We start from the raw sequence: 18,743 nt of genomic DNA on the forward strand, positions 1-18,743 counted from the left end.
CGGGTTGGACCGCAGCCAGGGGGTGTCTGCTGCCATGATGTATTCGGCCTACCAGACCCAAGCCGATCTGATGCAGCCCTTGCGTGTTGCCGCCGGGCTCGCGCGGCAGACCCTCAGCGGACCCCTGATCAACGGATACGGACACGCCGGCCTGCGCCATCTGGCGGCGGCGTTCGAGATGGTGGAGCGCGCGGGTCTGAGCCACGGCCGGCCGGACTTCGGCATTCGCAGCGTCGAGGTGGGCAACCGGGAGGTCCCGGTGGTCGAGGAAAAGACCGCGGTCTTGCCCTTCGGCACCATGCTGCACTTCAAGAAGGATGTGGACGTGCCGCAGCCGCGGGTGCTGGTGGTGGCGCCCCTCTCCGGCCACTTCGCGACGCTGCTCGTGAACACGGTCAAGACCCTGCTGCTCGACCACGACGTTTACATCACCGATTGGCATAATGCGCGGGATGTGCCGCTGTCCGCCGGCCGCTTCGGCTTCGACGAATATGTGGACCACATCATCCGCTTTCTGGAGATCCTCGGGCCGGGAGCGCATCTGCTGGCGGTCTGCCAGCCCTGCGTGCAGGCGCTGGTGGCGACGGCGGTGATGTCGGAGGACAACAATCCCGCCACCCCCCGTTCCATGACGCTGATGGCGGGCCCCATCGATTGCCGGGTCAACCCCACCGTCGTCAACAATCTCGCCACCTCAAAGTCCATCGGCTGGTTTGAGCGTAACCTGATCTCGACGGTGCCGAAGGGCTTTCCTGGTTCCGGTCGGCGGGTCTATCCCGGCTTCATGCAGTTGACGGCCTTCGTCAACATGAACATGTCGCGTCATCTGAAGTCCCACTTCGATCTCTACAACAGCCTGGCTGAGGGCGATTATGAGAAGGCGAAGGTTACAAAGGACTTCTATGACGAGTATTTCGCCGTCCTCGATCTCGATGCGGATTTCTATCTGGAAACCATCCGCTACGTGTTCCAGGAATATCGCCTGCCCAAGGGGGAATTGACCTATCACGGGCGGCCGCTGAATTGCGCAGCCATTCGCCGTACCGCTCTGCTGACGGTGGAAGGGGAGCGCGACGACATCTGCTCCCTGGGCCAGACCGTGGCGGCCCACGATCTGTGCACCAGCCTGAAGCCGCACAGGCGGCGTCATCACATGCAGCCGGGTGTCGGCCATTACGGGGTGTTCTCCGGCCGCAAATGGGCCGGCCAGGTCTATCCGCTGGTGCGCAACCACATCCTCGCCAGCGACTGAGGGGCGTCGCCCGCGCTGGCCGGCGCGCGCGCCGGTGGCCGTGCGCGTGGTGGGAGGTGGCATAGGGCCTCCGGCTGTGGTTTTCTGCGCCGCCCGCACCCGCATGGGATGACCTTCGGTTCCGGGTTCCGGAGACCCGACGTGTTGTCCCTGCCTGTGAGGCCTTCGCCTGAGCGCGACCGGTTGCGCGATCACCCCGATTTCATGCGCCTGTGGGTGGGGCGCGTCTGCTCCTCCCTCGCCTTCCAGATGCTGGGGGTGGCGGTGGGCTGGCTGATCTACGACCTGACCGGCAGCGCGGTCGCGCTCGGCATGGTGGGTCTGTGCCAGTTTCTGCCCATTCTCGGCCTGTCGCTGCTGGTGGGCCACGTGGCGGACAATTTTGACCGGCGCTGGATCATCGTCATCTGCCTCGCCATCGCCGCCGTGACCCTGGGGGCGCTGGCGGCGGGGCTCGCCACCCATTGGGCCGGCATCGCCGCCATCTATGGGGCGGTCACGGTGATTGGCGCCACCCGGGCCTTCGAGCATCCCACCCTGGCGGCGCTGCTGCCGGGGCTGGTGCCCGCGCCGCTGTTGCCTCGCGCCCTCGCCGTCTCCTCGTCGGCGGTGCAGGCGGCCACCATCATCGGCCCAGCCCTGGGCGGCTTTGCCTATGTGTTCGGACCGGTGGCCGCCATCGGCGGTGCCGCCGCCGTTTATGGCATCGCGACGCTGGCCCTGCTGGGCATCCGTCACCGCCCGCCACCGGCGGCGCGCACGCCCTTGAGCGTGGCCTCGCTATTGATGGGCCTCACCTTCATCCGCCGTCATCCGGTGGTGCTGGGCTCCATCTCCCTCGATCTGTTCGCGGTGCTGCTGGGCGGGGTGACGGCGCTGCTGCCCATTTTCGCCCGGGATGTGCTGCATGTGGGCGCCGAGGGCATGGGCGCACTGCGGGCGGCCCCGGCGGTGGGAGCCACCTTGATGTCGCTGGTGCTGGCGCGTCTGCCGCCCAGCCGCGCGGTCGGGCACGTCATGTTCGGCGCGGTGGCGGTGTTCGGGCTGGCGACGGTGGTGTTCGCATTGTCCGAGAACTTCCTGCTGTCGCTCGCGGCGCTGTTCGTCACTGGCGCCGCAGACAACGTGAGCGTGGTGATCCGTTCGTCGCTGGTGCAATTGTCCACCCCCGATGAGATGCGCGGACGGGTGTCGTCGGTGAACTCGCTGTTCGTGGGCACCTCCAACCAGCTCGGGGAGTTCGAGTCGGGTATGACCGCCGCGCTGCTGGGGCCGGTGGGGGCGGGGCTGTTGGGGGGCTTCGGCACGCTTTTCGTGGCGTTGGCCTGGATGCGCCTGTTTCCCGAGCTGCGGCGGGTGGACGAGATGCCGCGGCCGGCGACCAGCCGGCGCTGAGAGTTGCGCCACAACCGCGGAGCTCGGCGGGAAACGCTTGCGGCGACTTGGTTTGCCGGCAATCTGCCGGTTCAGTTGTTGACGCGCCGATCGCCATTACCCATGGTGCCTCAGCTTGGCACGTCCGTGCCGGGCGATCCGCTCGCATCCCGCGCAGAACCAGCGGCGTCGCCGCATGATGGGGTGCGAAAAGCTGGCAAGACAACGAGCCGCCCCCGACCTGGAGCCGGGCGCGTCTCGCGCAGGAGTATTGCGCCATGAGCGAGTGGCCAGTCCACGCCAAGATCGATGGCCCGATCGTGATGATCGGTTTCGGGTCCATCGGTCGCGGCACGCTGCCGCTGATCGAACGGCATTTCGAGTTCGACCTGGAACGCATGGTGGTTATTGATCCCGTGGCGGACCACGCCACGCTTCTGAAGGCCCGGGGCATCCGCTTCATCCAGGCGGAGGTGACCCCGGAGAATTACCGCGATCTGCTCACCCCGCTGCTGACCAATGGCGGCGGGCAGGGGTTCTGCGTGAACCTGTCGGTGGATGTCTCGTCGGTGGCGGTCATGGAACTGACCCGCGAGCTCGGCGCCCTCTATGTGGACACCGTGACGGAGCCCTGGAAGGGCTTCTATTTCGACGAGAACATGGATAACGCGGCCCGCACCAATTATGCGCTGCGCGAGAGCCTGCTGGAGGCGCGCCGCCGTAACCCGGGCGGCCCCACCGCGGTGTCCACCTGCGGCGCCAACCCCGGCATGGTGTCCTGGTTCGTGAAGCAGGCGCTGCTCAACATCGCCGCCGATACCGGCCTCGACCGGCCCGAGCCGGCCAACCGCGAGGAATGGGCACAGCTCGCCCGGGCCATCGGGGTGAAGGGCATTCACATCGCCGAGCGCGACACCCAGCGGGCGCGTATGCCCAAGGTCATGGGTGAGTTCTGGAATACCTGGTCGGTGGAAGGCTTCGTGTCCGAGGGACTGCAGCCGGCCGAGCTGGGCTGGGGCACCCATGAGAAGGCGCTGCCGCCGGACGCGCGGACCCACGACAAGGGATGTGGCGCGGCCATCTACCTGCTCTCGCCGGGCGCCGACACCCGCGTGCGCTCCTGGACGCCCACCCCGCAGGCCCAGTTCGGCTATCTGGTGACCCACAACGAGAGCATCTCCATCGCCGATTACCTGACGGTGCGGGATGGCGACACGGTGGTCTACCGGCCGACCTGCCATTATGCCTACCATCCCTGCAACGATGCCGTGTTGTCGCTGCATGAGATGTTCGGCAACGGCGGCCATTTCCAGGGCGCGTGGAAGATCCTCGACGAGCATGAGATCGTCGACGGCATCGACGAACTGGGCGTGCTCGTCTATGGCCACGCCAAGAACGCTTATTGGTATGGTTCCCAGCTCTCCATCGAGGAGGCGCGGGAACTCGCCCCCTACCAGAACGCCACCGGCCTGCAGGTGAGCTCGGCGGTGCTGGCGGGCATGGTGTGGGCGCTGGAAAACCCCAATGCCGGCATCGTCGAGGCGGACGAGGTGGATTTCCGCCGGTGTCTTGAGGTGCAGCGGCCCTATCTGGGGCCGGTGGTGGGAGTCTATACCGACTGGACCCCGCTCACCGGGCGCCAGAAGCTGTTCCCCGAGGACATCGATCTGGACGATCCCTGGCAGTTCAAGAACGTCATCGTGCGCTGAACGCGAAGCGCCACGGCGGCCTCATGGCGCCGTGGCGTCCCGTTCCATCCCGGCCCGGCTTCTGTCGGGCCGTTTTCATGTTCAGGCGGGCAAAAGAAGGCCCCCTCTCCCGGGACCTGCACGGCGGGAGCCGTGGGGCAGGTGGGGAGAGGGGGCATGCGCCGTAGGGCGGGCCTCGCGCTGGAGCGGGCTTGCGGGAGGCGGTCCGGAAGGGCCGCGCAATCCACCACAAGGCGGCTCGGCGCGCCTCGGGCCGGTTCGCGCGACAGAACGCCACGAACGGGCCGCGACAGGGCGGCCTCAGGCCGAGCGGCGCAGCTCGCCGGCCAGCATGGCGCTGGCGAGGTCGGCGAGGGAGGGGCGGGCGACCGCGACGCCCGTGGGGGAGATGAGGCCGCGGACGCCGTCCAGCGCGCCGGCGCTGAGCTCAAGGCCGAGCAGCCGCTCGCGGGCGAACGGCCCAGGCATCCACAGGGCGCCGGTCTTCTCCGCGGAAAAGCCGAAGCGCGCGTAATAGGCGGCGTCACCCACCAGCAGCACCGCCCGGTGGCCTTTCTCCTGCGCCGCGGCAAGAGCTGCGCGCATAATCCGCCCGCCAAGGCCGTCCTTGCGGAACCAGGGGTGCACCGCCAGTGGGCCGAGCAGCAGCGCCGGGGTGCCGGGGCCGGCAGCCACGTTCCACAGGCGGACGGTGCCCACCAGGCGGCCATCGGGCCCATGGGCCGAGAAGGCGAGATCCTCCGCCGGCCGGCGGCCCTCGCGCAGGCGCTCGGACGACTTGGCCCGCCGCTCCTCGCCCATGCACAGGTCGAGCAGGGCCTCGCGCGGGGCCACATCTTCCACGGATTCCAGCACAATGTCAGTCACCGGCACCTCCTGTGCCATAACCGAGACGTGAAGAACGCCGCTCCGGCCGCGCGGGGGCGACCAGACCTTCAAGGTCTCTCGGGAGCGGTGCGGAAGACGAGGGGATGATCCCCTCCTCAAGACCCTCGGACGGCGGAGCGCCGGTGCCGAGGGGGCCTGATGCCGAAGCAGCGCAGGAGAGCGCGGGACGCAAGGCGCGTCCCATCGTGCCGGCGGTCCGCCGACGCCACCAACCCGTCGCCGGGCCGGATCAGATCACGTAGGACTTCAGCGGCGGGAAGCCGTTGAATGCCACCGCCGAATAGGTGGTGGTGTAGGCGCCGCATGCCTCGATCAGGATCTTGTCGCCGATGGCCAGCGACAGAGGCAGCTCCACCGGGGTCTTCTCATAGAGCACGTCGGCGGAATCGCAGGTGGGGCCGGCGAGCACGCAGGGGGCGGTGTCGTCGCCGTCCCGCGGGGTGCGGAACGGATAGCGGATCGCCTCGTCCATGGTCTCGGCGAGACCGCCGAACTTGCCGATGTCCAGATAGACCCAGCGCATCTTGTCGCTGTCGGACTTCTTGGAAATCAGCACCACTTCCGTCTCGATGAGGCCGGCGTTGCCCACCATGCCGCGACCCGGCTCCATGATGGTTTCCGGGATGCGGTTGCCGAAATGCTTGCGCAGCGAGGCGAAGATGGCCTCGCCATAGGACCGGGCCGCTGGCACGTCCTGCAGGTAGCGGGTGGGGAAGCCGCCGCCGAGGTTGACCATGGCGAGGGCGATGCCACGCTCCGCGCACTCGCGGAAGATGGTCGCGGCGGAAGAGAGGGCGTTGTCCCAGGCGTTCACATTCTTCTGCTGCGAACCCACGTGGAAGGAGACGCCATAGGCGACGAGGCCGAGCCGGTGGGCGTGCTCCAGCACGTCGACCGCCATCTCCGGCTCGCAGCCGAACTTGCGCGACAGCGGCCATTCGGCGCCGGCGCCGTCACACAGGATGCGGCAGAACACCTTCGCGCGCGGGGCGACGCGGGCGATCTTCTCGACTTCCTCATAGGAATCGACGGCGAACAGGCGCACGCCCGACTTGAAGGCGCGCTCGATATCGCGCTCCTTCTTGATGGTGTTGCCGAACGAGATGCGCTCGGGCCCGGCGCCGGTGGCCAGCACCATGTCGATCTCGCCGGTGGAGGCGCAATCGAAGCACGAGCCGAGCTCGGCCAGCGCCTTCAGGATGGCGGCGTCGGGATTGGCCTTCACCGCATAGAACACGCGGGTGTCGGGCAGGGCCCGGGCGAACGCCTGGAAATTGGCGCGGACCACGTCGAGGTCCACCACCATGCAGGGGCCATCCTCTCGTCGGGTACGCAGGAACTCGCGGATGCGGTCGGTCATGGTGTCCTCCCCGTGACCTGAAGCCTCATGAAGCGCCACGGGCAACGCACCCGCCGCGCACCGAAAGGACGGATGGGACAGACGCCCGCCATACAGGCGGGCTCGTCATGGGCCCATCCGGGACATGCGCTTGCGGCCTTGGGCGATGTGGACTCGCCGTTCGAGCCGCGGGCCATGCCCGCTTCGCCGGTCTCTCAACCGGCCGCATCATGGGACCGAACGGCAGCCGAACCACCCGCGCGGACAACCGCCTCGCGGGTTTGGGACGACTGCGCACGTTTGGAGGGGGAATCCCGCTCCGCACGGCCGGCAAGATGTAGCGCCTCTTCAGTAACGCCGGCCTGTGGAGGGCCGACCGAGACCAAAAAAGCCCTTACGTCGTTGCTTCAAGTCACGTCCCCCGCATTGAGGAGCGGGGTGGGCCGGTTACTTCCGGCTATCGGTCGTCCTGGCAGCTTTCCGGCCTCTTGTCCGGAGATCCTACCGACCGACACGCGACCACAGGCACGTGCGAAATTGGGCGAGCGCGGATGTAGGGCATTCCGCCTGCCGATGCAAGTGGCGTTTTGATGAAAATCAAGACGTGCGGGGAGAGGCGGAAGCATGCGCAACTTTAGATTGTTTAAATTATAAATACACGCAAATATGGCATCGGTCCTCCTCCAATCCCGGAGCGCATCATGATCACCGAAGCATTGATTCTGCAGGTGTCGCGCGGGGCGCGACCGGGCTATGTGGCGGCCTTCCGCGAGGGCGCCGAGACGCTGGCGCGCCATGGCCTCGCCACGCCGCTGCGCGCCGCGCATTTCCTGGCGCAGGTCTGCCACGAGACCGACGGGCTGACGATCGAGTTCGAGCGCATGAACTACCGCGCGCCGCGAATCCTGACGATCTTCGGCCAAGGGCGACACTCGGCAGCGGTTCGCCCGGCTGAGGCGGAGATGCTGGCGGGCCGCGAGGAGGCCTTGTCTGAGCGCGTTTATGGGCTCGGCAATCCGCGTAAGGCGCACGAATTGGGGAATACCGAGCCCGGCGATGGCTATCGCTATCGCGGCGGAGGCTTGCTGCAGACCACGGGGCGCGGCAGCTACCGGCGATATGGCAAGAAGATCAAAGTGGACCTCGAGGGCGACCCGCGCCGCATCCTTGCACCGCAGGTGGCCCTGTTGCCTGCTTTGCTGGAGTGGGATGAAGGGCAGCTGAACGCCGCGGCGGACCGGGACGACATTCATGAGATCACGCGCATGGTCAACGGCGGCTTCAACGGGCTGAAGTCGCGCCGCGCCTGGTTCACGCGCATCTATCCCTTGCTGACCGGTGATCCGGATGCCGCGGGTTGGCAGGATGCCACACCGTCCGACGACGTCCGAGAACTGCAGATCGCCCTCAACCAGCTGGGCGCGGATCCACGGCTGGAGGAGGATGGTCGCTATGGACCGGGCACCGAAGCGGCCGTCAAGGCGTTCCAGCGCAGCCAAAATCTGAAGGTCGACGGGGTCGCCGGCCCGGCCACGCGGGCGGTGATCGCGCTGCGGCTGGCCGCGGTACGCGGGCGCTGAAGGCCCCGCCATCGCCCTGCGCGCCGGGGCTTTCCCCGCGGCGCCCGCGTTCGATCGCCGCGCACCCCCTGCAGGGCCTTGATCGGCGTCAATTCAAGGCGCAAGGTGAAACTATAAAGATGAAAAGAACGCAGGATCGTTCGCCCGCGGTCCGCGCCGTCTGCAGGGTCCGGAATGAATTACGATCATTTCTTCGCCGACGCCATCGACGCTCTGCGCAAGGAGCGCCGCTATCGCACCTTCGCCGAGATCGAGCGTGATGCGCACCATTTCCCCCGCGCGGTCTGGCATTCGCCCGGCGGCCCCCGCGACATCGTGGTGTGGTGCTCCAACGATTATCTCGGCATGGGCAGCCATCCGAAGGTGATCGAGGCCATGTGCGCCGCTGCCCAGGAGCGCGGCGCCGGTGCTGGCGGCACCCGCAACATCTCCGGCAACAGCCACGAGATCGTGACGCTGGAGCGCGAGCTTGCCGATCTGCACGGCAAGGAGCAGGGGCTGGTCTTCACCTCCGGCTACATCTCCAACGACACCGGCATCTCCACCATCGTGAAGCTCATTCCCGATTGCGTGGTGCTGTCCGACGAGCTCAACCACAATTCCATGATCGAGGGCGTGCGCCACGGCGGCCGGCAGAAGGCCATCTTCCGCCACAACGACCTCGACCATCTCGAAGAGCTGCTGAAGGCGGCGGGTGACCGGCCGAAGCTGATCGCCTTCGAGAGCGTCTATTCCATGGATGGGGATATCTCCCCCATGGCCGGCATCTGCGATCTCGCGGAGAAGTACGGCGCCATGACCTATCTCGACGAGGTGCATGCCGTGGGCATGTACGGCGCGCGGGGCGGCGGCGTGGCCGAGCAGGAAGGCGTGATGCACCGCATCGACGTCATCGAGGGGACCCTTGGCAAGGCGTTCGGCGTGGTTGGCGGCTATATCACCGGCAAGCGCGTGCTTATCGACGCGGTGCGTTCCTATGCGCCCGGCTTCATCTTCACCACCGCCTTGCCGCCGGCCATCGCGGCCGCGGCTGCGGCGTCCGTGCGCCACCTCAAGGACTCCCAGGCGGAGCGTGAGGGCCAGCGCGCCCAGGTGGCCAAGGTGAAGGCGGCACTGGCCGCCGCCGGCCTGCCGCAGATGGACACCCCCACCCACATCGTTCCGGTGATGGTGGGCGATGCCAAGGCCTGCAAGATGGCCAGCGACCTGCTGCTGGCCGAATACGGCATCTATATCCAGCCCATCAATTACCCCACCGTGCCGCGCGGCACCGAGCGGCTGCGCATCACCCCGACCCCATTCCATGACGACGCGCTGATCGCCCATCTGGCGAAGGCTTTGTCGGATGTGTGGGAGCGCCTGGAGCTGCCCTATGCGGACCGGGTGATCGAGCGGCCGGATTCGCGCCGCGTGGCTCTCGGCCCGGCGCCGATCCCGCTGCCGGTGGCGGGGGGCTGATTCGCCCGTTCAGATTCGACGTGTCGAAATGCCCCGGCTTGGTCCGGGGCATTTTTGTTTGGGCTGGCTTTCGCCTTGCGTGGTGGGGCGCGGAGGCGGCGGCGCTCGGCTTCGGAATGAGCGCGCCCGGCTGAGAGGTTCCGCAGGCGGTGGCCGGCTTCTCCATACGAGGGGCCGGACATGAAAACGCCGCCGGCGCGGGCCGGCGGCGTGAACTGCTTCTGCGGGCGATCAGCCCTTGGCGGGCGTCTTCCTTTTGAAGACCCCTCTGATGTTGTCCCACAGCTCGATCTTCACCCCGTGGCGCTTCATGATGAGCGCCTGCTGGGCCACCGAGAGGGTGTTGTTCCAGGCCCAGTAGATCACCAGGCCGGCGGCGAAGTGGGCCAGCATGAAGGTGAAGATGATGGGCATCCAGTTGAAGATGGCCTGCTGGGTCGGGTCCGGCGGGGCCGGGTTCAGCTTCATCTGCACCCACATGGTGATGCCCATGATGATGGGCCAGGCGCCCAGCATGAGATAGGCACCGATGACGGGCACCGTCGCCGGATCCCAGGGGATCAGGCCGAACAGGTTGAAGATGGTGGTCGGGTCGGGCGCCGACAGATCGTGGATCCAGCCGAAGAACGGCGCGTGCCGCATCTCGATGGTCACGAACAGCACCTTGTAGAGGGCGAAGAACACCGGGATCTGGATGACGATGGGCAGGCAGCCCGCCACCGGGTTGATCTTCTCCTTCTTGTACAGCTCCATCATCGCCTGCTGCTGCTTCACCTTGTCGTCGGCGTAGCGTTCGCGGATGGCGGTGAGCTCGGGCTGCACGGCCTTCATCTTCGCCATGGAGGCGTAGGATTTGTTGGCCAGCGGGAAGAACACCAGCTTCAGAATCACCGTCACGATCAGGATGGCGACGCCGAAGTTGCCGACCAGCTTGTAGATCCAGTCGATGGCCAGGAACAGAGGCTTGGTGATGAAGTAGAACCAGCCCCAGTCGATCAACAGGTCGAAGCGGTCGATCTTGTAAGTGCGCTCATATCCGTCGACCACCTGCACCACCTTGGCGCCTGCGAACAGCTGCGAGGACGAGGTGGTGGAGGCGCCCGGCTCGATGGTCTTGGGCGCAGCCAGGAAGTCCGCCTGGAAGGTGGGGGTGCCCCCCACCGTCGCGCTTGAGAATTTGGCATCCACCTTGACCGACTGGTCGGGAATGACGGTGGCTGCCCAATATTTGTCGGTGATGCCGAGCCAGCCGCCGGTGGCGGAGAAGGTGAGCGGCTTCTCCTTGTCCATCTTGGCGTAGGTCACTTCCTGCAGGCCGTTGTCGCCGAGCACGCCGATGAGGCCTTCATGCAGGATGTAATAGCCGGCGACCTGCGGCAGGCCGTGGCGGGAGACCAGGGCATAGGGGTAGAGGGTGACCGGGCTGCCGGCTTTGTTCTCCACCTCGTCCTTCACGGCGAACATGTAATGGTCGTCCACCGTGAAGGTGCGGCGGAAGGTGAGGCCCTCGCCATTGTCCCAGGTCAGCACCAGGGGCGTCGTGGGGGTAAGCTTGCCGCCGTTGGAGGCCCACAACGTGTCGGGGCCGGGCACCTTGGCGGTGGTGCCGGCGGCAGAGGCCCAGCCGAATTCCGCATAGAAGGGGTGCGGCGCGCCGGAGGGCGACAGGAGAATGATGTTCGGGCTCTTGGGGTCCACGGTCTCGTGGTATTCCGTGAGCAGCAGGTCATCCACCCGGCCGCCCTTGAGCGAAACGGAGCCTTTGAGGCGGGGCGTCTCGATGAGGGCGCGGGGGGTCGCGGCGATCGCCTGCTCGCGGGTCAGCGGCTTGGTGACGGGCGTGCCGGCGGCCTGGGGCACGGCTCCCGGCGCCGGCGCGGGGCTCGCGGTTCCCGGCGCGGCGGCGGGCGCCGCCTGTTCGGTCACGCGCTGCTGCTCGGCGGCCTGGCGCTGCCGTTCCGCTTGCGGAATGCCGAAGAAATATTGCCAGCCGATGAGGATCGCCACCGATGCAACGATGGCGATGATCATATTGCGATTGTCACTCATGCCGGATGGCCTCCGTCGGCGGAACCCGCCTTGGGGTCGGAAATCGAAGGGGCGGTGGTTTCAGGGGACGTGGCGGCGCTGCGGCCGGAGGCCGTGGCGTCTGCGGTGTCCCGAATGTGGAGCCGTGCTGCTTGGTCGTCCGGCGCCGCGGCCAGCGCGTCGCGTGGAACGGATCGCGGCGGGCGGCCGGGCGGCGCCGCGCCGGGCGTCGCGGCCGGGCGCCCGGATGCGCTGTTTGCCCCCTTGGAGCGTGCCGCCTTGGGGCGCACCGGCGGGCGGGTGGGATCATGGAGCTTGCGCAGCGCCCGTTCCACCTCGCCCACGAGGGTCTCGAAGGGGGCGTGAAGGGCAGCCTCGCGGGCGACCAGGACATAATCATGTCCGGCGCGTCCAGCGGCGGGCACGACACCCCGCACCGCCTCACGCAAACGGCGGCGGATGCGATTACGCACCACCGCGTTGCCGGTTTTTTTGGTCACGGTGAAGCCGATACGGACATCACCGCCGTCGCCGCGATCGCGGCCCTGCATCAGGAAACAGGGCACGCCCGCCCGCAACGCTTTGGCTGCGGCCACGAAATCGCGGCGTTTGCGGAGTCGATCCACGATCGGGTGGCCTCCGCGGCGCACCGCGCTCAGGCGGACAGGCGCTTGCGGCCCTGGGCGCGGCGGGCGGCGATGACCTTGCGGCCGTTGCGGGTCGCCATGCGCGCACGGAAGCCGTGGCGACGCTTGCGCACGAGCTTGCTGGGTTGATAGGTGCGCTTCACGGGTCATTCTCCGGATTGGTGTGATCGCGACGGGACGTTGGACCCCGGGGCGGCTTGACGGGTCGTTCCACCTTCATGCAAGGCGAACACGGCACGCAAATATCCGCTGGGCTCCGGCCGCCGGCGCCGCCTGAGTTGGGCAGGCTTATAGGGGGCGGGCTCGCGTCCGTCAATCGCCGGCGCGCATCCCGATGGGTCACACCGCCGGGCAACCTTACGGCAGGTAGATAGGCGTGGGTGGTTGCGCGCAGCCCCTTGTGCGCGGCGCGGGCGTCGGATCATCTGGGCACCAGTCTTGGGGACCGACCATGAGTCTCGTTCGCGTCTATATTCGCACCCTTGCGTTGCTGGGCCCGCAGGCCCGTATGGGCATGGTGCTGGCCCTGTCCAATCTGGCTCTGGCCATCGCCCAGTTCGCCGAGCCCATCCTGTTCGGCCGCATCATCGATACGCTGGCGGCGGCGCAGGCGGCTTCGCAGCTGCCCACCTTTCACGATCTCGCGCCGCTGCTCGCCGCCTGGGTGGGGTTCGGCCTGTTCAACATCGGCGCCGGCGTGCTGATCTCGCTGCATGCGGACCGTCTGTCGCACCGGCGCCGGCTGGGGGTGCTGGCGCAGTATTTCGAGCACGTGCTGCAATTGCCGCTGGCGTTTCATGGCGAGACCCATTCCGGCCGCCTGCTCAAGGTGATGCTGGAGGGCGTGGACGCCTTGTGGGGCCTGTGGCTCTCCTTCTTCCGCGAGGATTGCGCCGCCATCATCTCGCTGGTGGTCCTGGTGCCCGTGGGCATCTGGATCAACTGGCGGCTGGGCCTCGTGCTGATCGCCCTCATGGTGGTGTTCGGCATCGTCACCGGCTACGTCATCCGCCGCACTGAGACCATGCAGCGGGAGGTGGAGGAATATAATTCCGACCTCGCCGAGCAGACCTCGGACGCGCTGGGCAATGTGGCGGTGATCCAGAGCTATACCCGCGTCGAGGCGGAGGTGGGCGGCCTGCGTGATACGGTCAACCGGGTGCTGGCGGTGCAGATTCCGGTGTTGTCGTGGTGGGCTGCGGTGTCGATGGCGACGCGGGCGGCCACCACCTTGACCATCCTCGCCATCCTGCTGATCGGCACCTGGCTCTACGTGCATGGCCTCGCCCGCATCGGCGACATCGTGACCTATGTGGCCTTCGCCAACATGCTGATTGGCCGGCTCGAACACACGGTGAGCTTCTTCAATCGGCTGATGATGGCGGCGCCGCAACTCGCCCAGTTCTTCGATGTGCTGGATACCGTGGGCGCGGTGCGCGACCGGCCCGGCGCCCGGCCGCTGACGGCGGTGAAGGGCGATGTGGTGTTCGACGATGTGTCCTTTTCCTACGACGGCAAGCGGCCGGCGGTGGAGGATGTGTCGTTCCACGCGGCGCCGGGGCAGACCTTCGCCTTCGTGGGCACCACCGGGGCCGGCAAATCTACGGCGCTCGCGCTGCTGCACCGGGTGTTCGATCCGCAATCGGGTGCCATCCGCATCGATGGCATGGATATCCGGGACGCGACCTTGTCGTCGCTGCGCCAGAGCATCGGCGTGGTGTTCCAGGAGCCGCTGCTGTTCAACCGCTCCATCGAGGACAATCTCAGGGTCGGCAAGCCCGATGCCACCGAAGCCGAACTGCGGGAGGCGCTGGCGCGGGCCCAGGCCCTGGAACTGGTGGAGCGCAACCCGCTTGGTTTGCGGGCTATGGTGGGTGAGCGCGGGCGGGCGCTGTCCGGTGGTGAGCGCCAGCGGCTGTCCATCGCCCGGGCGTTGCTGAAGAACCCACCCATCCTCATTCTCGACGAGGCCACCAGCGCCCTCGATGCGGCGACCGAAGCCAAGGTGCAGGCGGCGCTCGACGAGGTGATGAAAGGCCGCACCACCTTCGTCATCGCCCACCGCCTGGCCACCGTGCGCAATGCCGATCGCATCCTGGTGTTCGAGCACGGCCGTGTGGTGGAGGAGGGGGCCTTCGAGGATCTGGTCCGCCTGGGCGGACGCTTCGCGGAGCTGGCCCGCGCCCAGTTCATGACGCCGGCGAGCCAGGTGAATGGCTCGGTGGTGGAGACCTGAACCCCGGCCACAACCAAGACTTTCGCAGGCTTGCTTAGAATTCGGCAAGAATGTGGCGGGCTTCGCCGCGCCGCGGGTGCTGCGTTGATGGGCCTTTCTCGGTGCGGGAGCGGGATTCGTCTTTTCCGCGACTGCGAAACCGGTTAGGAAGGGGGTGTTCAGGCGGGGGCCTCCTTCCAACACGGGAGCGGAATCGGTTGGCGCGCTCGAAATCCCTTCTGGCCGCATGGCGTATGCGGGTCGGTCGCGTGGCGGTTCGCGCCACGGGGTTGTTTTCGCTTGTGCTGCTGGCTTCTGCGGTGGCGGGTGCTGGCGCGGCGCGCGCCAATCCGGTGCTGCTGGTGGAGGCCGACACCGGCCGGGTGCTGGAGCAGCAGGACGCCGGCAAGGCGTGGTATCCCGCCTCCGTCACCAAGCTGATGACCGTCTATGTGGCGCTCAATGCGGTGCGCACCGGTCGCCTCACCATGGATTCGCCATTGACCGTGTCGGCGCTGGCGGCCTCGCAGCAGCCCTCCAAGATGGGCTTCCAGCCGGGCACCGTGGTCACCCTCGATAATGCCCTGAAGATGGTCATGGTGAAGTCGGCCAACGACATGGCCATGGTGGTGGCGGAAGGTGTGGGCGGTTCGCTGCCGAACTTCATCGCCGAGATGAACGCCACCGCCGTGCACCTGGGCATGACCGGCACCCATTATGAAAATCCCAATGGCCTGCCGAACCCGGGGCAGGTGACCACCGCCCGGGATCTGGCCATCCTGGCGCGGGCGCTCATCTATCACTTCCCCGAACACGAGATGCTGTTCCGCATTCCGGCCATCAAGATCGGCAAGCGGGTGCTGCGCAACTATAACCGGCTGATCGACCGCTATCCCGGGGCCGACGGCATGAAGACCGGCTTCGTGTGCGGGTCGGGCTACAATCTGGTGGCCACCGCCACCCGCGGCAACAAGCGGCTGATCGCCGTGGTGCTCGGTGCCCGCTCGGGCCGCGCCCGGTCCGAGGAAGCGGCGCTGCTGCTGGAAAAGGGATTCCAGTCGTCCTGGGGCATCTTCGGCGCGGCTGCGCCGACGGTGTCGTCGATCCAGAACCAGGGCGGCGAGCCGTTCGACATGAAGCCCTATGTGTGTGGCGGCAAGAAAATGGAGACGGCCTCGGAGGATGACGACAGCCCGAGTGGTGTCGCCGCCAACGCCATCTCCTTCGCCCTGACGGCCGGCAATCCCGCGCCCCGTTCGGGGGCCGACCTGTTGCAGACCCTGCCGCCGTCCATGGCGCCGATCCCGGTCTATGTGGGCACCCGCAACGCGCCGCAGGATCCCGATACGGCTGTGGCGCGCTCGGAGCCCTCGAAGACGCGGACCGTCACAGCCAAGCCCTCGGCCAAACCCTCCGCAAAGACCTCCGGATCCAAGCCGGGCGGAGGAAAGCCCGACAATGCCAAGGGGACGGGTGCGAAAACGACGGGCGCCAAGCCGGTCGCCGCCAATGTGGCACCCAAGCCGAAGCCCAAGCCCAAGCCGAGTGCATCGGCTGCGGTGGGCGACGGCGCCGCGCGCGCCGGCAACTGACCGCGCCGCGGGGGCCTCGGACGCGACCGGCCGGTTCCCGGCTGGGAAGGTGTGGGGTGGGTGTCCTGTCGGCTCTTCAAGGGCGGATGAACGTGCTCTAGAGTTGCGGCGCACCCCACGCGCGGGTGGTGTGTCCATGGGGAGCGGGAAGCGCCCTCGTTTCTTGATCAAGACAGGTCCGACCGGCGGCGATTGCGCGCGACCCGGCGTGGGCGGGCCGTCGTTCCGGTTAGCCGATGCCTGCCTCTTCCACCCAAACGCCCCGGCGTGGTCCGCCCGCTCCCATCCCGGTCACCGTGCTCACCGGCTTTCTCGGGGCGGGCAAGACCAGCCTGCTCAATAAGCTGCTGGCGGACCCGGCGCTGGCGGATACGGCGGTGCTGATCAACGAGTTTGGCGAGATCGGTCTCGATCATCTGTTCGTCCGGCCGGTGGAGGAGGGCATCGTCATGCTGTCCTCGGGCTGCCTGTGCTGCACGGTGCGCGGGGACCTGGTGGCGGCACTGGAGGATCTGCTGCGCGGCCGCGACAATGACCGCCTGCCGCCTTTTTCCCGCGTCATCATCGAGACCACGGGCCTTGCTGATCCGGCGCCGGTGCTGCACACGCTGATGACGCATCCCTACCTCGCCCTGCGCTACCGGCTCGACGGGCTCGTGTGCGTGGTGGATGCGGTGAATGGCGCGGCCACCCTCGACGGCCATGAGGAGGCGGTGAAGCAGGCCGCCATGGCGGATCGGCTGGTACTCACCAAGACCGATCTGATGGTCACCGCGGAGGACCGCGCCCGCCTGGATGCGCTCAAAGATCGCCTGCACCGGCTCGCGCCAGGTGCGACATTGCTCAAGGTCGATGCGGCGAACGCCGCGAATCTCTTGAATGCCGGCCTCTATGATCCTTCGGCCAAGATCCCGGATGTGGGCCGCTGGCTCGCCGCCGAGGCGGTGGCGGCGGTGGCGCCCGCCGTGGCGAACGCCGATCCCAACCGCCATGACAATCGCATCCGCGCCTTCACCCTCGCCACTGATGCGGCGATTCCGGCGGCCACTCTCGATCTGTTCCTGGAGCTGCTGCGCGCCACCCATGGCGCCAATCTGCTGCGCCTGAAGGGCATCGTGAAGGTGAAGGAGGAGCCGCAGACACCGGTGGTGCTGCATGGTGTGCAGCATGTGCTACACCCGCCGGCGCGGCTGGCGGCCTGGCCGGACGACGACCATCGCACCCGCCTCGTGATGATCGTGCGTGATCTCGACCCCAAGGTGATCGAGCGGCTGTTCAACGCCTTTCTCGGCGTGCCGGAAGTGGATGCGCCGGATGGCGCGGCTCTTGCCGACAATCCTCTGGCGCCCCCCGGCCTGCGCTGAGGCGCGGGCCACGCACTGCCTGCTCAGGCGCCGAGGTAGGCGATGACCCCCTCGGCGGCGGCCCGTCCGGTAGAAAAGCAGGCCTGCAGCAGATAGCCCCCGGTGGGCGCGTCCCAATCGAGCATCTCACCGCAGGCGAACACGCCGGGTTTGTGCTTCAGTTGATAGTCGGGGCAGATCTCGTCCCAGGCGATGCCGCCGGCACTGGAGATGGCGCGGGTGATGCCGGCGGCGCCGGTGAGCGGCAGTGGCACCGCCTTGATGAGTTGGGCCAGGGCCATCGGATCGCCGGGGCGGTCGGCGCCGGCGGCTTCCCGCACCAGGCCGGCGGCGCCCAGGGAAAGGCCGGCCGCCTTCCGCATGAGATTGGCGAAGGAGAGCTTCTTGGGTGCCGCCGTGAGCCGCGCATGGAGGGTCTCCAGGGGCAGATCGGGCCGCAGGTCGATCCGCAGGGTGGTCGGGCCATGCCGCAGAGCCGCCCGAATGGTGCGGGACAGGGCATAGACCACGCCGCCCTCCAGGCCTTCCGCGGTGATCACCGCTTCCCCGCGCACACTGTCCCGCCCGCAGGTGAGGGCGATGCGCTTCAAGGGCGTGCCGGCGAAGCGCTCGCGGAACAGGTCGGACCAGGCGAGGTGCACGCCCATGTTGGCGGCGGTGAGGTCGTGGACGCTCACGCCCACTTCCCGCACGCGCGCCACCCAGCCGCCATCGGAACCGAGGCGGGGCCAGGAGGCCCCACCCAGGGCCAGAATGGTGGCGTCGGCGGTGACGTCCAGCGGGCCGTCGGGGGTGGTGAAGCTCAGCCGCCCGTCATCGGTCCAGCCATTCCAGCTGTGGCGCGGGTGCAGTTGAACCCCCTGGGTGGTGAGGCGCGCCAACCACGCCCGCAGTAGGGGGCTCGCCTTGAAGCTTTCGGGAAAGACCCGGCCGCTGCTGCCGACGAAGGTGGGTTCGCCGAGGTCTGCGGCCCAGCGGCGCAGATCCTCCGGCTGGAAGGTGCGCAAGGCGCCTTCCAGCCGCGGTGCGGCGTCGCCGTAGCGGGAGAGGAAAAGGTCGCGGGGCTCGGAATGGGTGAGGTTGAGGCCACCGCGCCCGGCCATCAGGAACTTGCGGGCCGGCGAGGGCATGCGGTCATAGAGCTGGACGGCGAGGCCCGCGGCGGAAAGACGTTCGGCGGCGGCGAGTCCGGCGGGGCCGGCGCCGATGACGGCGATGGATGCTGGGGCCATGACGGGGCAGGCGTCTTCTCGTGAGGGGCGGAGGCGTACGGCAAGACATCGCGCGGCAGGCACTG

14 protein-coding genes are annotated in these 18,743 nt (G+C 67.7%); 8 read left to right on the forward strand and 6 right to left on the reverse strand.

The genetic code is table 11. From position 1 onward, the window contains the following. Positions 1-34: 34 nt before the first annotated feature. The 3 genes from ACU4E7_RS09100 (at position 35) to ACU4E7_RS09110 (ending at position 4,335) form a co-directional block, all read left to right on the forward strand. Positions 35-1,252 carry a polyhydroxyalkanoate depolymerase gene (locus tag ACU4E7_RS09100; protein WP_238122446.1) on the forward strand — a complete coding sequence of 406 codons (1,218 nt, stop codon included), beginning with the start codon at positions 35-37 and terminating at the stop codon, positions 1,250-1,252. Between the two features lie 204 nt (positions 1,253-1,456). Beyond that, the gene (locus ACU4E7_RS09105; RefSeq protein WP_447021609.1) at positions 1,457-2,647 is read left to right on the forward strand and encodes an MFS transporter; all 1,191 of its coding nucleotides are present in this window, start codon (positions 1,457-1,459) and stop codon (positions 2,645-2,647) included. 257 nt (positions 2,648-2,904) lie between these two features. Further along, positions 2,905-4,335: a homospermidine synthase gene (locus ACU4E7_RS09110; protein WP_238122063.1), complete on the forward strand. Its 1,431-nt coding sequence runs from the start codon at positions 2,905-2,907 to the stop codon at positions 4,333-4,335. Positions 4,336-4,635: 300 nt separating this feature from the next. Here ACU4E7_RS09110 and ACU4E7_RS09115 read toward each other — a convergent pair whose 3' ends face one another. Together ACU4E7_RS09115 and ACU4E7_RS09120 are read right to left on the reverse strand one after the other, a co-directional pair. Then, positions 4,636-5,202 (reverse strand): GNAT family N-acetyltransferase, encoded by a 567-nt coding sequence (locus tag ACU4E7_RS09115; RefSeq protein ID WP_447021316.1) that lies wholly within the window; start codon positions 5,200-5,202, stop codon positions 4,636-4,638. 250 nt (positions 5,203-5,452) lie between these two features. Then, positions 5,453-6,583 (reverse strand): type III PLP-dependent enzyme, encoded by a 1,131-nt coding sequence (locus tag ACU4E7_RS09120; RefSeq protein ID WP_447021317.1) that lies wholly within the window; start codon positions 6,581-6,583, stop codon positions 5,453-5,455. Positions 6,584-7,263: 680 nt separating this feature from the next. Between ACU4E7_RS09120 and ACU4E7_RS09125 the strand changes: the two genes are divergently transcribed. Continuing rightward, positions 7,264-8,142: a peptidoglycan-binding protein gene (locus ACU4E7_RS09125; RefSeq protein WP_238122060.1), complete on the forward strand. Its 879-nt coding sequence runs from the start codon at positions 7,264-7,266 to the stop codon at positions 8,140-8,142. A 174-nt stretch (positions 8,143-8,316) separates the two neighbouring features. Then, positions 8,317-9,600, forward strand: coding sequence for a 5-aminolevulinate synthase (hemA, locus tag ACU4E7_RS09130; protein WP_238122059.1), 1,284 nt, complete (start codon positions 8,317-8,319; stop codon positions 9,598-9,600). 231 nt (positions 9,601-9,831) lie between these two features. Here hemA and yidC read toward each other — a convergent pair whose 3' ends face one another. Genes yidC through rpmH form a run of 3 tightly spaced genes read right to left on the reverse strand, consistent with a single transcriptional unit; the run spans position 9,832 to position 12,418 of the window. Beyond that, positions 9,832-11,649, reverse strand: a complete 1,818-nt coding sequence (yidC, locus tag ACU4E7_RS09135; RefSeq protein ID WP_447021318.1) for a membrane protein insertase YidC — start codon at positions 11,647-11,649, stop codon at positions 9,832-9,834. Continuing rightward, a complete protein-coding gene (gene rnpA / locus ACU4E7_RS09140) occupies positions 11,646-12,278 on the reverse strand; it encodes a ribonuclease P protein component (protein WP_447021319.1) in 633 nt (210 codons plus the stop codon). The genes yidC and rnpA overlap by 4 nt, the downstream gene beginning before the upstream one ends. A 5-nt stretch (positions 12,279-12,283) precedes the next feature. Beyond that, positions 12,284-12,418, reverse strand: coding sequence for a 50S ribosomal protein L34 (rpmH, locus tag ACU4E7_RS09145; RefSeq protein WP_238122056.1), 135 nt, complete (start codon positions 12,416-12,418; stop codon positions 12,284-12,286). A gap of 308 nt (positions 12,419-12,726) precedes the next feature. On the opposite strand from rpmH, the gene ACU4E7_RS09150 reads away from it, so the two are divergent. The 3 genes from ACU4E7_RS09150 to ACU4E7_RS09160 all read left to right on the forward strand — a co-directional run bounded on the left by ACU4E7_RS09150 (position 12,727) and on the right by ACU4E7_RS09160 (position 17,446). Then, positions 12,727-14,511, forward strand: coding sequence for a glucan ABC transporter ATP-binding protein/ permease (locus ACU4E7_RS09150; protein WP_447021320.1), 1,785 nt, complete (start codon positions 12,727-12,729; stop codon positions 14,509-14,511). Between the two features lie 281 nt (positions 14,512-14,792). After that, positions 14,793-16,082, forward strand: coding sequence for a D-alanyl-D-alanine carboxypeptidase family protein (locus ACU4E7_RS09155; protein WP_447021321.1), 1,290 nt, complete (start codon positions 14,793-14,795; stop codon positions 16,080-16,082). Positions 16,083-16,318: 236 nt separating this feature from the next. Then, on the forward strand, positions 16,319-17,446 hold the full coding sequence (locus ACU4E7_RS09160; RefSeq protein ID WP_447021322.1) for a CobW family GTP-binding protein: 1,128 nt from the start codon (positions 16,319-16,321) through the stop codon (positions 17,444-17,446). A 23-nt stretch (positions 17,447-17,469) separates the two neighbouring features. Here ACU4E7_RS09160 and ACU4E7_RS09165 read toward each other — a convergent pair whose 3' ends face one another. Further along, complete coding sequence (locus tag ACU4E7_RS09165; RefSeq protein WP_447021323.1) at positions 17,470-18,678, reverse strand: TIGR03862 family flavoprotein; 1,209 nt, start codon at positions 18,676-18,678, stop codon at positions 17,470-17,472. Positions 18,679-18,743: the final 65 nt, after the last annotated feature.

The sequence above is a fragment of the Xanthobacter sp. ZOL 2024 genome, assembly GCF_052932325.1.

What these genes read in the sequence shown, in the direction of transcription:
- ACU4E7_RS09100 (WP_238122446.1), top strand. Translation starts at nt 35, where the DNA reads ATGATGTATTCGGCCTACCAGACCCAAGCCGATCTGATGCAGCCCTTG.
- ACU4E7_RS09105 (WP_447021609.1), top strand. Translation starts at nt 1,457, where the DNA reads ATGCGCCTGTGGGTGGGGCGCGTCTGCTCCTCCCTCGCCTTCCAGATG.
- ACU4E7_RS09110 (WP_238122063.1), top strand. Translation starts at nt 2,905, where the DNA reads ATGAGCGAGTGGCCAGTCCACGCCAAGATCGATGGCCCGATCGTGATG.
- ACU4E7_RS09120 (WP_447021317.1), bottom strand. Translation starts at nt 6,583, where the DNA reads ATGACCGACCGCATCCGCGAGTTCCTGCGTACCCGACGAGAGGATGGC.
- ACU4E7_RS09125 (WP_238122060.1), top strand. Translation starts at nt 7,264, where the DNA reads ATGATCACCGAAGCATTGATTCTGCAGGTGTCGCGCGGGGCGCGACCG.
- hemA (WP_238122059.1), top strand. Translation starts at nt 8,317, where the DNA reads ATGAATTACGATCATTTCTTCGCCGACGCCATCGACGCTCTGCGCAAG.
- yidC (WP_447021318.1), bottom strand. Translation starts at nt 11,649, where the DNA reads ATGAGTGACAATCGCAATATGATCATCGCCATCGTTGCATCGGTGGCG.
- ACU4E7_RS09150 (WP_447021320.1), top strand. Translation starts at nt 12,727, where the DNA reads ATGAGTCTCGTTCGCGTCTATATTCGCACCCTTGCGTTGCTGGGCCCG.
- ACU4E7_RS09160 (WP_447021322.1), top strand. Translation starts at nt 16,319, where the DNA reads ATGCCTGCCTCTTCCACCCAAACGCCCCGGCGTGGTCCGCCCGCTCCC.
- ACU4E7_RS09165 (WP_447021323.1), bottom strand. Translation starts at nt 18,678, where the DNA reads ATGGCCCCAGCATCCATCGCCGTCATCGGCGCCGGCCCCGCCGGACTC.